General features: G+C 72.6%; 10 protein-coding genes and 1 pseudogene. 4 read left to right on the top strand and 7 right to left on the bottom strand.

The features are described from left to right. Positions 1–51: 51 nt before the first annotated feature. The 3 genes from ACFU3E_RS11555 to ACFU3E_RS11545 form a co-directional block, all read right to left on the bottom strand. A complete protein-coding gene (locus ACFU3E_RS11555) occupies positions 52–3102 on the bottom strand; it encodes a SpoIIE family protein phosphatase (RefSeq protein WP_384155076.1) in 3051 nt (1016 codons plus the stop codon). A 145-nt stretch (positions 3103–3247) separates the two neighbouring features. Next, positions 3248–3670, bottom strand: coding sequence for a YjbQ family protein (locus ACFU3E_RS11550; protein ID WP_384155074.1), 423 nt, complete (start codon positions 3668–3670; stop codon positions 3248–3250). 338 nt (positions 3671–4008) lie between these two features. Beyond that, complete coding sequence (locus tag ACFU3E_RS11545) at positions 4009–5229, bottom strand: serine hydrolase domain-containing protein (RefSeq protein WP_384155072.1); 1221 nt, start codon at positions 5227–5229, stop codon at positions 4009–4011. 189 nt (positions 5230–5418) lie between these two features. Between ACFU3E_RS11545 and ACFU3E_RS11540 the strand changes: the two genes are divergently transcribed. Then, on the top strand, positions 5419–6495 hold the full coding sequence (locus ACFU3E_RS11540; protein WP_384155070.1) for an NAD(P)-binding domain-containing protein: 1077 nt from the start codon (positions 5419–5421) through the stop codon (positions 6493–6495). Positions 6496–6518: 23 nt separating this feature from the next. On the opposite strand, the gene mltG is transcribed toward ACFU3E_RS11540, so the two are convergent. Both mltG and ACFU3E_RS11530 read right to left on the bottom strand, forming a co-directional pair. After that, on the bottom strand, positions 6519–7364 hold the full coding sequence (gene mltG / locus ACFU3E_RS11535; protein ID WP_384155068.1) for an endolytic transglycosylase MltG: 846 nt from the start codon (positions 7362–7364) through the stop codon (positions 6519–6521). A 43-nt stretch (positions 7365–7407) separates the two neighbouring features. Continuing rightward, the gene (locus ACFU3E_RS11530; RefSeq protein WP_384155066.1) at positions 7408–9210 is read right to left on the bottom strand and encodes an ABC transporter ATP-binding protein; all 1803 of its coding nucleotides are present in this window, start codon (positions 9208–9210) and stop codon (positions 7408–7410) included. A gap of 86 nt (positions 9211–9296) precedes the next feature. On the opposite strand from ACFU3E_RS11530, the gene ACFU3E_RS11525 reads away from it, so the two are divergent. Further along, the gene (locus tag ACFU3E_RS11525) at positions 9297–9746 is read left to right on the top strand and encodes a MarR family winged helix-turn-helix transcriptional regulator (RefSeq protein WP_384155064.1); all 450 of its coding nucleotides are present in this window, start codon (positions 9297–9299) and stop codon (positions 9744–9746) included. A 61-nt stretch (positions 9747–9807) separates the two neighbouring features. Here ACFU3E_RS11525 and ACFU3E_RS11520 read toward each other — a convergent pair whose 3' ends face one another. Then, the gene (locus tag ACFU3E_RS11520) at positions 9808–11220 is read right to left on the bottom strand and encodes a cation:dicarboxylate symporter family transporter (protein ID WP_384155062.1); all 1413 of its coding nucleotides are present in this window, start codon (positions 11218–11220) and stop codon (positions 9808–9810) included. A 133-nt stretch (positions 11221–11353) separates the two neighbouring features. Then, positions 11354–12097 (bottom strand): annotated as a pseudogene (locus ACFU3E_RS11515) (peptide-N4-asparagine amidase); the annotation flags it as partial. A 114-nt stretch (positions 12098–12211) separates the two neighbouring features. Between ACFU3E_RS11515 and ACFU3E_RS11510 the strand changes: the two are divergent. Together ACFU3E_RS11510 and ACFU3E_RS11505 are read left to right on the top strand one after the other, a co-directional pair. Next, a complete protein-coding gene (locus ACFU3E_RS11510) occupies positions 12212–14050 on the top strand; it encodes an ABC transporter transmembrane domain-containing protein (RefSeq protein WP_384155060.1) in 1839 nt (612 codons plus the stop codon). Continuing rightward, on the top strand, positions 14047–15828 hold the full coding sequence (locus ACFU3E_RS11505; protein ID WP_384155058.1) for an ABC transporter ATP-binding protein: 1782 nt from the start codon (positions 14047–14049) through the stop codon (positions 15826–15828). Before ACFU3E_RS11510 ends, ACFU3E_RS11505 begins: the two co-directional genes overlap by 4 nt. Positions 15829–15963 lie beyond the last annotated feature (135 nt).

Genomic DNA, 15963 nt, shown 5'->3' with positions numbered 1-15963 from the left:
GCGGCCGGAGCGGGATCGGCCTGCGGCCGCCGCCCTGGGTCCGTGGCCGCGTCAGGCCGCGTCGAGCCCGCACTCGGCCCAGATGACCTTGCCTTCGGGCAGGTAGCGCGTACCCCAGCTCTGCGAGAGCTGCGCGACGAGGAACAGACCCCGTCCGCCCTCGTCCGTACTGGCCGCCCGGCGCAGGTGGGGTGCGGTGTTGCTGGCGTCGGAGACCTCGCAGATCAGGGTCCGGCCGTAGAGCAGCCGCACCCGGATGGGCCCGGCGCCGTGCCGGATGGCGTTGGTGATCAGCTCGCTGAGGATCAACTCCGCGGCGAACGCGGCCTCGTCGAGCCCCCGGTCGGACAGCCACCGGATCGCGGACGCCCGGACCTCGCCGACGAGGGCCGGGTCGGCGGACAGCTCCCAGGCGGCGATCCGGCCGGGATCCAGGGCGTGGACGCGGGCGACGAGCAGGGCGATGTCGTCGTGCGGGTGAGCGGGCGCCACGGTGTCCAGGATCGCCTGGCAGGTCTCCTCGGGGGCACGCTCGGGATGGGCCAGGGCCTCGCTCAACTGCTCCAGCACCACGTCGACGTCGCGGTGCCGGTCCTCGATGAGCCCGTCGGTGTACAGGACCAGCTGGCTGCCCTCGGGAAGGTCGACCTCGGCGGTGTCGAAGGGCAGGCCGCCGAGGCCGAGCGGGGGCCCGGCCGGCAGGTCGGGGTAGGTCACGGTGCCGTCGGGCCGGACGAGCGCGGGCGGCGGGTGACCAGCGCGGGCCATCAGGCACCGCTGCGCGGCCGGATCGTAGACGGCGTAGAGGCAGGTCGCGCCGATGACGCCGGCGCCCTTGCCGTCGGGGTCCTCCCGGTCCAGGCGGCCCACGAGGTTGTCCAGGTGGGTGAGGACCTCGTCCGGCGGGAAGTCGAGCTCGGCGAAGCTGCGCGCGGCGGTGCGCAGCCGGCCCATGGTGGCCGCGGAGAGCATGCCGTGACCGACGACGTCGCCGACGAGGAGTCCGACGCGGGCGCCGGACAGGGGGATGACGTCGTACCAGTCGCCGCCCACGTCGGATTCGGCGGGCAGGTAGCGATGGGCGACCTCCACGGCGTCCTGGTCGGGCAGGCCGTGCGGGAGCAGCCGGCGCTGGAGTGCGAGGACCATGGTGCGCTCATGGGTGAAGCGCCGGGCGTTGTCGATGGACAGGGCGGCGCGCGAGGCGAGTTCCTGGGCCAGGGAGCGGTCGTCGTCCCCGAAGGAACCCTCCGCCCGGTAGAAGCAGGCGACACCCAGGACGACACCGCGGGCGAGCAGGGGCACCGCGATGAGGGAGTGCACGTGGGCCAGCAGGGGCGCGGCGTGCTCGGCGTCCTGGGCGAGCCAGCCCGCGGCGGCCTTCAGGTCCGGTTCCAGCACAGCCTCGCCGCTGCCGAGGCAGCGCAGCTGGGGCGCGGCCGGGCCGAAGTCGACGCGCTTGCCGGGCGGGGTGAAGGGCAGGCCCTCACGGATGCCGTGGACGACCGTGCGGCGCAGGTCGGCGAGGGGGTCGGCGGACTCCTCGCCACGCAGTACGGCATCGGGCAGGTCGATGGTGACGAAGTCGGCGAGTCCGGGCACGGCGGTCTCGGCGAGTTCCTCGGCGGTGCGACGCACGTCCAGGGTGGTGCCGATGCGGGTGCTGGCCTCGGACAGCAGTTCCAGACGGCGGCGCGCGGCCAGGGCGTAGGCCCCGACCTGCGGCTCCCCCAGCATCACCAGCCCCCGGGCTGGGAACGCCGCTTCCGCGTGCTCGCCCGCACCACGGCCCCCACCGGCCGCGAGAACCCCGCCGGGCCCGGCGAGACCCCTGCCCCCGTCAGCGGTGCCGACCGTACCGGGGTCGGCGGTGGTCCGGTCACTGCCGGACGCGGCGGGCTCGGAGGCAGTCCGGCGGCCGTCGGCCGTGGCGGGCCCGGCGGCGGGCGGGTCGCTGTGCGCCGCGACGGGCACGGCGGGCGTTCCGGACCCGCGGTGCTCACCCGGGCCGTCGGTCCCGCCGGGGCTCGCTGTCCCGCCGTTTCCTTCGGTCGTGACGACCGGGCCCGGGGCCACGGCGACGTGCCCGGACGGCAGGGTGATCGGCGGGCGCGCGGCGGGGGCGGTGAGGCCGGACAGCTCGTCCATCTGGTGCGGTATGACGAGCGGCTCCACCGCCGGGGAGCCGGACAGCACGGCCTCGACGGCGATGCCCCGCACACCGGCGCCACTCGTCACCGGACGGATCACGAGCGCCACCCGCCGGCCGTCGGGCAGGGTCACCTCGGCAGCTCCCCGCTGCGCACCGGAGATCAGCTCGGCCGCCTTCTCCCTCAGAATGGCCTGGTCGCGGGGGTGAAACTCCGTCGCCAGCGCGTCCAATGCCACCCCACGGTGCGGACCGGGCGTCCCGGCCCCGGTGGCCAGGTACGTCCGCAACAGGGCCCGCTCGCGCGCGGAACTCTGCCCCAGCAGCCGCCGCTCGATGCCGTCGGCCGCCCTGCGGATCGCGACGCCCAGTGCGGGCCGCTCGAAGCCGCGCGGATAGCCCAGGCACAGGACGCCCTCGATGCGCCCGCTGAGCGGGTCACGGACGGGTAGCGCGACACAGGCGCTCTGCTGGGAGCGCTCCGCGAAATGCTCGGCGCCGTAGACGCGGATGAGCCGCCGCTCCGCCAGGGCCAGCCCGATGCCGTTGGTACCGGCGACCTGCTCGGCGAAGACGAACCCCGGGACGACCTGAATGGCCGGGAGGCTCCTGACCATCGACGGGTCCCCGAAGCGGCGCAGCAGGACCGTCCCGTTCGCGTCGGCGACCGAGATGTTGACCTGGCTGCCGGCGAACGTGGCCTGCAGCCGGTCGAGCACCGGCAGGGCCGCCCGGACGATTCGGCCGCCCGGGTCGAAGTCCTCCCGGAAGGGGAGGCCGAGCGTGTCCGGCGACAGGCCCAGGGACCGGCAGCGCTGCCACGAGCTCAGGATGGACGTCCGTACGCCCGTCTCGACCGGCTCACCCTGGAGGAACAGCTCACGAAGACTGGCGGGCCCCGTGCCGTCCGTCGCACGCCCCGCCGACCTGGGTTCCTCGCCGGACCGAACCACTCTTCGCCTCACTTGCGCCCGCGGTAGGCCGCTGCTCGGAAGAGAATCTGGCATTGATGAGGATACGGGCATTACGGGCGGACGTCACGGCGCGCCCGGGCCACGTGGGACCGGCGGCCGGCAGGCCGGGGCGGCGGGAGCGCGCTCATCCCAGGAAACTCAGGCGCACCTTCCGTTCCGGGTTGTCCTTGTTGGTGTCCACCAGGCACACCGACTGCCACGTACCGAGCTCCAGCCGGCCGCCCAGCACCGGCAGGGTCGCGTGAGGCGGGACGAGGGCGGGCAGAACGTGGTCGCGGCCGTGGCCGGGGCTGCCGTGCCGGTGCTGCCAGCGGTCGTCGGCGGGCAGCAGGGTGTGCAGCGCGGCCAGGAGGTCGTCATCGCTGCCGGCGCCGGTCTCGAGGACGGCGATGCCGGCCGTGGCGTGCGGGACGAAGACGTTGAGAAGGCCGTCGCGGCCGGCCGCCGCCTCACGCAGGAAGGACTCGCAGTCGCCGGTGATGTCGAGGACCCTCTCCGCGGTACCGGTGCTGACGTTCAGAACTCGGGTGGTGAAGACATCTGACATGCCCCCATCCTGACGCACACGCCGGGCTCCCCCGGACCACGCCGGGCCGGATGGCTACACGGACGCCCCGCCGATCGGGACGCCGCTGCGAGCAGGGGCCCCGTACGGCGCACCTGGACGACGTGGATCACGATCGCCGTCGACAAGCCGCTGACCGCTTCCGAGCAAAGACCGCCGCCACGCGTCACGGCATCTCATCCCGCGCGAGGTGGACGTCGCCGGGTTCACCCCCACCCGCTTCGACGGCGGCCTGCCGCCGTCGACGACACGGGTGCGCCCCTCCACCGGTCGTGAGGCGGCCGTGGGGCTCCCACGCCACGGGGCGGGGAAGCCGCGCGTCACGGCCTGGTGACGACCGAGCCGTCGTAGACGTTGCCGGGGGTCGCGACCGCGGTGACCGCCCGGGCGAGCAGCGTCGACGGCTCCTGGCCCTCGACCGTGACATCCGTGTTGATCATGATGACCAGGGTGGCCTGCTGCGAGGGCAGGTAGACGGTCACCGTCTCGTAGCCCGGGATCGAGCCGTTGTGCCCGATCCAGCCGTTGGTCTCGAAGATGCCGAGGCCGTAGTCGGTCCCGGGGTACCCGGTGGGCAGCATCCGCAGCCGCTGCGCCTGGGTCTCGGGACTGAGCAGCTCACCGGTGGCGACGACCTTCGCCCAGCGGCGCAGATCGTGCAGGTCCGAGATCATCGCCCCGGCCGCCCAGGCCCAGCTGGGGTTCCAGTTCGTGACGTCCTCGACCTCGCCGCTGAGCGTCTGGTCGGTGTAGCCGCGCGGATGCGGCTCGGGGAACTCGTCGTCCCGCGGGAACAGGGTGTGGCGCAGCCCGGCCGGGCGGAGCACCCGCTCGTGGATGACGTCGGCGAGCTTGCGACCGGTGACCTTCTCGATCACCAGGCCGAGCAGGACGAGGTTGGAGTTGGAGTACTGGAAGTCCTCTCCCGGCCCGAAGGTGTTCGCGTGCCGGAAGCCGTAGGTGAGCACCTCGCGGGGGTTGAAGTAGCGCTCCGGGTCGCTCAGCAGGTCGTGGATGAAGCCGGCGTCGGCGGTGTACGGGAACAGGCCGCTGCGCATCCCGGCGAGCTGGCGCAGCGTGATCCGATGGCCGTTGGGCACGCCCCGGACGTACTTCGCGATCGGGTCGTCCAGCGCGATCCGGCCCTCGTCGACCAGTTCGAGCAGTGCGGTGACCGTGAAGGTCTTGGTCTCGCTGCCGATCCGGACGTAGGAGTCGGCGGTCATCGGCATGCGGGTGACGGTGTCGGCCACACCGGTCGCGCGGACGTAGCTCCCCTTGCCCGGCATCCACAGCCCGACTACGGCACCGGGGATGCCGGCCTGCTCGCGGACCTGGGCGATGGCCCGGTCCAGCCGTTCGGAGACCTCGCGTCCGAGGCCGTGCCGGGTGGAGGTGTCGTGGTCGTGCCGGGTGGAGGTGTCGCGGTCGTGCCGGGCGGGGACGGAGGCGGCCGTGGCGGGCAACGCCGCCATGGGGGCCAGTACGGACGCCACGAGCAGTGCTGCGGCGAACAGGCGGCGGGAGGGGGTACGTCGCATGAGGGGCGCCTCTTCCGGAGGTGGCGGGTCGGGAGGATCATCACCAGGCGGCTCCCCGGCCGGCGCCTTTGCGGTCCGCCGACCGGAGGAGTCCACTCGTTCGGCGCCGCGCGAGCGGTCCGCCGGGAAGATCCGCGCAGGAAGATCCATGGAGGGAAGATCCACGGCCTCGTCCCGGTTGGTAGAAGCGTGAACAACACACGCGAGGTCGACGTGGTCGTCATAGGCGCGGGTCAGGCCGGACTGGCCGGCGCCTATCACCTGCGGCGATCCGGCTACCAGCCGGGCCGCGACTTCGTCGTGCTGGACCACTCCCCCGGCCCCGGCGGTGCCTGGCAGTTCCGGTGGCCGTCACTGACGTACGGCAAGGTGCACGGGATGCACGCGCTGCCGGGCATGGAGCTCACGGACGCGGACCCGCAGCGGCCGTCCGCCGAGGTGATCAGCGCGTACTTCGACCAGTACGAACGGACCTTCGACCTGCGGGTCAGGCGCCCGGTGGACGTACGGGCCGTGCGTGAGGGGACCGGCGGGCGGCTGCTCGTGGAGACCTCGGACGGCGTGTGGCCGGCGCGGGCCCTGATCAACGCGACCGGCACCTGGGACCGGCCGTTCTGGCCGCGCTACCCGGGCCAGGAGACCTTCCGGGGACGGCAGTTGCACACCGCGCAGTACGCCGGGCCCGAGGAGTTCGCCGGGCAGCGGGTCGTGGTGGTGGGCGGCGGCGCCTCGGGCACCCAGCATCTGCTGGAGATCGCCTCGCACGCGGCGGCCACCACCTGGGTGACGCGACGCCCGCCCGTCTTCCGTGAGGGGCCCTTCGACGAGGAAGCGGGCCGCGCGGCGGTGGCGCTCGTCGAGGAGCGGGTACGGCAGGGACTGCCGCCCCGCAGCGTCGTCTCGGTCACCGGGCTGCCGCTCAACGACGCGATCCGGCAGGGCATCGAGGACGGGGTGCTCGACCGGCAGCCGATGTTCGACCGCATCACACCCACGGGGATGGCCTGGACCGGCGGCCGCCACATCGACGCCGACGTCATCCTGTGGGCCACCGGCTTCCGCGCCGCCATCGACCACCTCGCGCCCCTGCGGCTGCGCGCCCCGGGCGGCGGCATCCGCATGGAGGGCACGCACGCGGCCGCGGACCCCCGCGTCCACCTCGTCGGCTACGGCCCGTCGGCCAGCACCATCGGAGCCAACCGGGCCGGCCGCGCGGCCGTACGGGACATCAGGCGGCTGCTGGAACGGGAACCGGCCGCCGCGTGACGCGGACCGGGGTCCACGGGCTGTCACCCGGCCGCCTGCGCCCCGCTCTTCTTCCTCTGTGCGTTGAACTCCGCGACGTTGCGCTGGTGTTCCTGGTAGTCAGCCGTGAAGCGGGTGTCGCCCGGGCGGACCGTGACGAAGTACAGCCAGTCCCCCGGGGGCGGGTTGACGGCCGCGCGCATCGCCTCCTCGCCGGGGTTGTCGATGGGCGTGGGCGGCAGGCCCATGCGCTGGTACGAGTTGTAGGGGCTGTCGATGCGGGTGTCGCTCTCCGTCGTGCGGAGGGTGGAGCGATTGAGCGCGTAGTTGATGGTGGAGTCCATCTGCAGCGGCATGCCGCGTTCGAGACGGTTGAAGATGACCCGGGCCACCTTGCCCATGTCGGCCCTGGTGGCCGCCTCCGCCTGGACGAGGCTGGCGATGGTGACGGCCTGATACACGTTCATGGCGTTGCGCTGCGCCCCGGCGGCGATGGGCGCGCCGTTGAACTTCTCGTTCGCGGTGTCGACCATCAGCGCGAGGAGTTTGTCCGGCGTGGTCTTCTCCTCGAGCGGATAGGTGGCCGGGTAGAGGTAGCCCTCCGGATTGCCCTCGGCGTCGTTCGGCAGTTTCAGCGTGGCCTTGTCCAGGGACTTCTTCGTGCTTCCGGCGGGCAGTTCGAGGGCCTTGTCGACGGCCGCGTAGACCTGGCTCGCACGCCAGCCCTCCGGGACGGCCAGGGTCGTGGGCCGGCCCTCCTCCTCGGTCCCCAGGGTCAGCAGCGGCACCGCCACGGCGGTACCGACCACGACGGCTCCGGTCGCGACGAGGGCGATGCGGCCCCGGCGCGTCAGTCGAATCGTGCTCCGTGGCGGAGTGTTCTTCTGCATGCGGGCACGGTAACCCGCATATCGCCACAAACCCGGCATATTTTCATCTTGTCGGTTCCAGTTGGGCGTCCCGGCGTACGAGCGCCGCGTACCGGCCGCCCTGCTCCAGGAGCTCCTCGTGCGTGCCGCGTTCGACGGCGCGGCCCGAGTCGAGGACCACGATCTGGTCGGCGCGGCGCACGGTGGACAGCCGGTGGGCGATGGTGAGGGTCGTGCGGTTGGCCGACAGGGCGTCGATGGCGTCCTGGACGGCGGCCTCGGTGCGGGTGTCCAGCGCGCTGGTGGCCTCGTCGAGGATGAGGACCGGCGGGTCGCGCAGGATGGTGCGGGCGATGGCCAGGCGCTGCTTCTCCCCGCCGGAGAAGCGGTGGCCGCGCTCGCCGACGACGGTGTCGTAGCCGTCGGGCAGGGCCGCGATGTGGTCGTGGATCTGCGCCGCCTTCGCCGCCTGGTGGAGTTCCTCGTCGGTGGCACCGGGCTTGGCGAAGCGCAGGTTGTCGGCGACCGAGGCGTGGAAGAGGTACGTCTCCTGGGAGACGACACCGACCGCGCGGGCCAGGGTGCCGAAGTCGAGGTCGCGGACGTCGACCCCGTCGAGCGTGACGCGGCCGCCGGTGACGTCGTAGAGCCGGGGCACCAGGTAGCCGAGGGTGGACTTGCCGGCGCCGGTCGGGCCGACGATCGCGAGGCTGCCACCGGCCGGGACGGTGAGGTCGATGCCGTCGAGGACCGGGCCGCCCTTGCCGTCGTAGCCGAAGGAGACCTTCTCGAAGCGGACCTCGCCCTTGACCCGGTCGAGGCACACCGGGTCGGGGCGCTCGGTGATGTCGATCGGCAGGTCGAGGTACTCGAAGATGCGCTGGAAGAGGGCGAGCGAGGTCTGGATCTGCACACCCGTCGACAGCAGGCTCACGGCCGGACGGAACAGGCCCTGCTGGAGCGAGACGAAGGCGACGATCGTGCCGATGGAGACCGCGGGGCCGCCCAACCGGAAGGCCATGCCGGCGGTCCAGTAGATGACGGCGGGCAGGGCGGCCATGACGATCGTGATGACGGCCATGCGCCACCGGCCTGCCATGTTCGACCGCACCTCCAGGTCGACGAGTTCCTCGGACTCGTCGGAGAAGGACTTCGTCAGCGAGTCGGAGCGGCCCATCGTGCGGCCGAGCAGGATGCCGCTGACGGAGAGCGACTCGGTGACGGTGGCGGCCATGGCGGCCATCTGCTTCTGGCGCTGGGTGGTGATCTTCCGGCGTTCGTTGCCGACGCGGCGGCTGATCCACACGAACACCGGCAGCAACAGCAGGGAGACGACCGTCAGGCGCCAGTCGAGGGCGAGCATCGCGACGATCGTGGCGACCACGCTGGTGACGTTGGAGACCAGGGAGGTCGCGGTGGAGGTCACGGTGGCCTGCATGCCGCCGATGTCGTTGGCGATGCGCGACTGCACCTCGCCCGTGCGTGTGCGGGTGAAGAAGGCCAGGGACATCCGCTGGAGCCGGCCGTACACGGTGGTGCGCAGGTCGTGCATGACGCGCTGGCCGACCGTCGTGGAGATCAGGGTCTGGAGGACTCCGAAGACGCTGGTGAGGACGGCGCTGAGGATCATGCCGAGGGCGAGCAGACTGAGCAGGCCCGTACGCCCTTCGGGGATCGCGACGTCGAGGATCTCCTTCAGCAGGAAGGGCGTGGCGACCGAGACCAGCGACGCGGCGCCGACCAGCAGGCCGACGATCGCGAGGCGGCCCCGGTAGGGGCGGAAGAGGCCGAGGATGCGGCGGACCTGCCGGGGCTGCTGCTTCGCGTCGGCCGGCGGGGTCCAGGGGGCTTCACGGTCGGGATGCATGGGCTCCTACGAGGGATGCGGCGGATCGGATCGTAGCTCATTGTTACCTAGACTCACAATGAACAGCATCCTGATATTGTTCCCGCATGACCACGCCCGACCCCGACGGCCTGCTCGCCGAGCAGTTGCTGCGGCTCACCCGCCGGGTGCACCGCATCCAGAAGCGCCACCTGGAGCACCGCGACCTCGGTATCACCCCGGCACAGTCCCGGCTGCTGCGCACGCTGGCGCACTGGGGTTCACCGCCGCGCATGGCCGACCTGGCCGAGCGCCTGGAGGTGGTGCCGCGGGCCGTGACGACGCTGGTCGACGGTCTGGAGGCGAGCGGCAAGGTACGACGGGTCCCGGACCCGGCGAACCGGCGGGTGATCCGCATCGAGCTCACGGACGACGGCCGCGGCGCGCTGCGCGAGCTGCGGGCGGCGCGCAGGTCGGCCGCTGAGGAGATCCTGGCTCCGCTCACGGGGGCTCAGCGTGAGGCGCTCGGGGGGTTGCTGGACACACTGATCGACGGGACGCCGGTGCGGCCCTGCTGACAGGCACACGAAAGCGGGCCGTGGCCGCCGGAGCGGTGGTCACGGCCCGCCTTCTTTTCGGTCAACCGGCCTCGGGGGCGGGCTCCTTGAGCTCCTTGGCCTTCTGGGCCGGGATTCCCGGCGCCAGCGCCTCGGCGTCGGCCGCGCCGCCGGGACCCTCCTCGCCGTCGTCCGGCGGGGAGGCGTCCTCCCCGTCGAGCACCCTCTTCGCCCGGGCGGTGTCCAGGGCCCCCTCCCAGCGGGACACCGCGAAGACTGCCACGCAGTTGCCGAGCAGGTTGGTGACGACGCGCATCGAGTCCATGATGCGGTCCACGCCGAGCAGCAGCGCGACGGCTCCGGCGGGGATCGCCCCCAGGGACGAGGCGGTCGCGGACAGGGCGAGAAACGCCGAACCGGGGATGCCCGCCATGCCCTTGCTGGTCAGCATCAGCACCAGCACGACAGTGATCTGCTGGCCGAGGCCGAGGTCCACGCCCACGGCCTGGGCGACGAACAGCGTGCCGATGGAGAGGTAGAGCGAGGCGCCGTCGAGGTTGAAGGAGTAGCCGGTGGGGAGCACCAGCCCCACGGCGTCGTCGCGGGCGCCGGCCCGGCGCAGCTTCTGCATCACGCGTGGCATGACCGACTCGGTGGACGCGGTACCCAGCGCGAGCAGCATCTCCTCGCGGATGTAGCGCAGGAACTTCCACAGACTGAGGCCGGTCACGGCCCTCAGGGCCACAGCCAGCAGCGCGACGAACAGCACCGCCGCCACATAGCAGAGCACGATGAGCTTGGCGTACGTCCGCATCACACCCAGGCCGTAGTTGCCGACCAGGTGGGCCATCGCACCGAACACGGCGAGCGGGGCCAGCCGCATGATGAAGCCGACGACCGCGAAGACGATCTCCTGGGCCTGCTCGATCGCGGGCAGGATCTTCGGCACCTTGGTGTGCCCGAGGTGCAGCAGGGCCGCGCCCACCAGGCAGGCCAGGATGAGGACCTGGAGCAGCTCGTTCCCGGCGAAGGCGCCGACGAAGCTCTCCGGCAGTGCGTTCAGGACGAACTCGGTCGTGGTGGGCAGATGCCCGCCGCCCGTCGTCTCGTCCACCGCCGCGGTGTTCAGCGAGGAGGGGTCGACGTTCATGCCCCTGCCCGGGCCGACGACATTGGCGGCGACGAGACCGATGACCAGGGCGGCCGTGGAGGCGATCTCGAACCAGACGAGGGCCTTGACCCCGATCCGGCCGAAGGCCTTCAGGTCACCGGCCTTGGCGATGCCGACGACGACCACACAGAACACGAGCGGCGAGATGACCGTCTTGATGAGGCGGGTGAAACCGTCGCCGAGCGGCTGGAGCGCCGTGGCCGTGTCAGGCCACAGCTTTCCGACGACGATTCCGAGGACGAGCGCGCAGGCAACCTGCGCGAAAAGCGAGGTGCGTAGAGTGCGTGCGACGCGTCGCGGGAGGGACGGTACGGACGGCGGCACGAAGTCTCCTAGGGGACGGGGCGCACAGAAGCAGGGGGCTTCTGCGATGCGGAATGCAGTTTCCGTTTTCGGACAGCCTGGAGGCTGTCTTGATCGCACACAAGGCCGCGGCGTTTCAGCCATGTAAAAGCGTCACGGCAGTGGCGCGGTCGCCGAGAGTCAGCGAGGTGCGCAGCCGGTCGCCCGCGCCGAGGGTGGTCGTACCGCCCATCGTGCAGGTGAAGCGGGTCCGCGCGGTCCGGCTGCCGACGGTCACCGACTCGTCGTCGGTCCAGGCGGCTTCGGGAGTGCCGTTGCCTCACCGTCGGTCCAGGGGTGCGTGGAGGCGTGGGCGAACGAGCGGCTGACCGTGGTTCCGACGCGGCCGTGCGACGTGTCGACGTAGCCGCCGACGGTCAGCCGGTGGGCCCTCGGTGTCGACTGCGTGCTGCGAACCGGGCGTGTGCAGAGACGACTTGGCGAGGTCGCCCTCGCTGTGCACGGTGGGCTTCCCAGTGACCCGCTCGCGCTGCTCGTCCTGCCGGACGAGGACGTTCACGGGCGTGCTCCGGCCGGACTGCCCCTCGGGCACGCCTGGGTGAGTGTCCGGGCTCCGGAAGACCTCGATCCCGCCGACGCGGAGGCAGCCGAGCCGGTCGCACTGGCGCCCCTTGACCTCGCCGTCGAGCCGCAGCACCACTCTGCTCCAGCCGTCGCCGCGGCCGGCGGACGGGGCGCAGGTGCCGCGGTACGGGCCGAAGTCACCGAACTGCGCCCGGGCGAGGGTGACTTCGCAGGACGTGCCGGACGGCCTCGCCACGGGCGGGGCGGCCGTGACCGGGTCGTGCCAGTCGGTGCCGAACTCGGCGGGGACGCCGGCCGCCGAGGCCGGGCCGATTCCGTTCGGTGGGCGGAAAACCTGTTGCCTCCGGCCACGCGGCGAGGCGAACCTGTCACGGTTTGCTGCCTTCGGCCGGACCCCATCCCCCCTGACACGAGCCACTGGGACGTCATGCAGATTCAAGACCTTCCGTACCCCGACCCAGGCGTGCCGGACGCGCGTTCGGGTCCCCGATTCCTGTGGTGGCTCTTCCGGAATCAGCTGGGCGGTCAGCTCAAGTCGCTGGCCTGGGGGCTGCTGCACTTCGCCTCCGTCGCCGCGCTGCCGTTCTGTGTCGGCGTCGCCGTACAGGCCGTCGTCGACCGCTCCGGCGACCGGCTCGCCCTGGCGGGCGGCCTGCTGGCGCTGGCCTGCGTCGGCAACGCCGTCGGCGACACCTTCCTGCACCGCACCGCGATCACCAACTGGATCACTGCGGCCGCCCGCGTCCAGCAACTCCTCGCCCGCAAGGCCGCCCATCTGGGCTCGGCGCTGACCCGGCGCGTCGCGGCCGGTGAGGTGGTGGCGGTTTCGACCGGTGACGTCGAGAAGATCGGCTGGTTCGTCGAGGCCCTGTCCCGCTTCACCGCGGCCCTGGTCACCGTCGTGCTGGTCTGCGTCGGCCTGCTCGTCTACCAGCCGGCGCTCGGCGTGGTCGTCGCCGTGGGGCTGCCCGCGCTGGCGCTCGCCGTGCTGCCCCTGCTGCCCCGCGCCACCCGGCGCGCCGACACCCAGCGCGAGAAGGCCGGACGCGCCACCGAACTCGCCTCGGACACGGTCGCCGGCCTGCGCGTGCTGCGCGGCATCGGCGGCGAGGAACTGTTCCTCGACCGCTACCGCAGCGCCTCCCAGGAGGTCCGTCACGCGGCCGTGCGCAGCGCCCGCATGTGGTCCCTGATCTCCGCGATCCAGGTCCTGCTGCCCGGTCTGCTGCTCATCGCCGTCGTCTGGTACGGCGTGCGGCTGGCGCGAGAGGGGCGGATCACCGTCGGCGAACTGGTCACCGTCTACAGCTCGGTGATGGTCCTCACCTACCCGCTGCGGCACTTCGAGGAGATCGCCATGGCGTACTCCTTCTCCCGGCCCTCCGCCAAGCGGGCCGCGGGAGTGCTGTCGCTTCAGCGGCCCACGGACACCGCCGGATCGCGCGCGGCCGGCGCCCCCTGCGGTGACCTGTACGACCCGGAGACCGGGCTGCTCGCGCCAGCCGGGCGGCTCACGGCGGTGGTGTGCGGCGACCCGGACGCGGCGGGCCTGCTGGCGGAACGGCTGGGCGGGCACCCGTCCCAGGAGGGCACCTCGGTGCTGCTGGGCGGTGTGCCGCTCGACGAACTCCCGCTGGACAGCGCCCGTACGGCCGTCCTCGTCCAGGACAAGGACCCGGTGCTGCTGTCCGGCACGCTGCGGGAGCTGCTCGACGTACCCGCGTCGGGCGTCGTCCAGCCGCGGGAGGCGCTGGCCGCCGCACAGTGCGACGACGTGCTGGCGGCCCTGGTGCAGGGCTCGCTGGACGCCGCCGATCCCCTCGACGCCCGGATCACCGAACGCGGCCGGTCCCTGTCCGGCGGTCAGCGCCAGCGGCTCGCGCTCGCCCGGTCGCTGATCACGGACCCCGAAGCGCTCGTCCTGGACGAGCCGACCTCGGCCGTCGACTCACACACCGAGGCCCGGATCGCGCAGGGCGTACGGGAGCTGCGCGCGGGGCGCACGACCGTGGTGTTCACCTCCTCCCCGCTGCTGCTGGACCGCGCCGACCGGGTCGTGTTCCTGCACGAGGGCGAGGCCGTCGCGGTCGGCGCCCACCGCGAGCTGGTGCGTACCGAGCCCCGCTACCGGGCGGTGGTCACCCGCGAGACGGACGACGAGACCGCGCTGAACGGCTCGGTCGCCCTGAAGGACGTGCTGAAGGGCGACGCACTGCAGGACGACGACGTACTGCAGGAACTGGAAGAGATCGAGGAGAAGGCATGATCGGCGTCGCGCCACCGGCGTACGACCCGGCGGCCCCGACGACGGCGAACACCCTGCCGGTCGGCGCCCCCGAGACCGTCCGCGCCTATGTGGCCGAACTGCTGCGCCGGCACCGGCGGGCGTTCCTGCTGCTGGTCGCCGTCAACACGGCCGCCGTGATCGCCTCGATGGCCGGTCCCTGGCTGCTGGGCGGACTGGTGGAGCGGGTGTCCGAGGGGGCCCGGGACCTGCGGCTGGAACTCACGGCCGGGCTCTTCGTGGCCGCGCTGGCCGTCCAGGCCGTGTTCGTCCGTCAGGTGCGGCTGCGCGGCGCGATGCTGGGCGAGCGGATGCTGGCCGACCTGCGCGAGGACTTCCTCGTCCGGTCGGTCGGGCTGCCGCCCGGAGTGCTGGAGCGGGCCGGGACCGGCGACCTGCTGTCACGCATCACGACGGACATCGACCGCCTCGGCAACGCCATGCGCGAAGCGGTGCCGCAGCTGTCGATCGGCGTGGTGTGGGTGGTCCTGCTGATGGGCGGGCTGGTGGTCACGGCGCCGCCGCTGGCGCTCGCCGTGCTGCTCGCCCTGCCGCTGCTGATCGTCGGCTGCCGCTGGTACTTCCGGCGGGCGGCCTCGGCCTACCGTTCCGAGGCCGCCGGGTACGCCGCCGTGGCCGCCGCGCTCGCCGAGACCGTGGACGCCGGGCGCACCGTCGAGGCCCACCGCCTCGGCGATCGCCGCGTCGCGCTGTCGGAGCGCCGGATCCGGGAGTGGACGGCCTGGGAGCGGTACACGCTCTGGCTGCGGTCGGTCCTCTTCCCGGTCATCAACGTCACCCACGTGACCGTGCTCGCCTCGGTCCTGATGATCGGCGGTGTGTTCGCCCTCCACGGCTGGATCGACGTCGGCCAGCTGACGACCGGCGCGCTGATCGCTCAGATGCTCGTCGACCCGGTGGGCATGATCCTGCGCTGGTACGACGAGCTGCAGGTGGCCCAGGTGTCGCTGGCCCGGCTCGTCGGGGTCCGGGACATCGAGCCGGACGCCGGGGATCCGTCGGTGGCGCCCGAGGGACGCCATGTGCACGCCGACCGGGTGCACTTCGGCTACCTGGAAGGCGTGGACGTCCTGCGCAAGGTGTCCCTGGAGGTCTCCCCCGGCACGCGGCTGGCCCTGGTCGGCCCCTCGGGCGCGGGAAAGTCCACGCTGGGCCGACTGCTCGCCGGGATCTACGCGCCCCGGGACGGCCGGATCACCCTGGGCAGCGCCGAGCTGTCCCGGATGCCCGCCGAGCGCGTCCGCTCCCATGTGGCCCTGGTCAACCAGGAGCACCACGTCTTCGTGGGCTCCCTGCGCGACAACCTCCGCCTCGCGCGGACCGGTGCCGTGGACGCCGAGCTGTGGGCGGCGCTCGGCGCGGTCGACGCGGACGGCTGGGCCCGTGCGCTCGACGACGGGCTGGACACCGAGGTGGGCTCGGGCGGTCTGGCGCTCACCCCGGCCCAGGCCCAGCAGATCGCGCTGGCCCGCCTGGTACTGGCCGACCCGCACACGCTGGTCCTGGACGAGGCGACGTCCCTGCTCGACCCGCGCGCCGCCCGCAACCTGGAACGGTCCCTGGCCAGGGTCCTCGACGGCCGCACCGTCGTCGCCATCGCCCACCGGCTGCACACCGCCCACGACGCGGACGTCATCGCCGTCGTCGAGAACGGCAGGATCAGCGAGCTGGGCAGCCACGAGGAGCTGGTCGCGGCGGGCGGGGCGTACGCGGCGCTGTGGAGGTCGTGGCACGGGTGAGTCGTGGCCCGCGTGACGGGACGGGCGGGGAGATGCGCTCGCCTTGAGGGCCCCGCGTCCTTGGCGTTGCGCGGTACCGGCGTCCTTGGCGTTGCGCGGTACCGGCGTCCTTGGCGTTGCGCGGTACCGGCGTCC

Source organism: Streptomyces sp. NPDC057424, from assembly GCF_042803315.1.
Classification (GTDB): Bacteria; Actinomycetota; Actinomycetes; order Streptomycetales; family Streptomycetaceae; genus Streptomyces.
The sequence above is the reverse complement of the archived record's forward strand: the minus strand, read 5'-3'. Positions and strand labels throughout refer to the sequence as shown.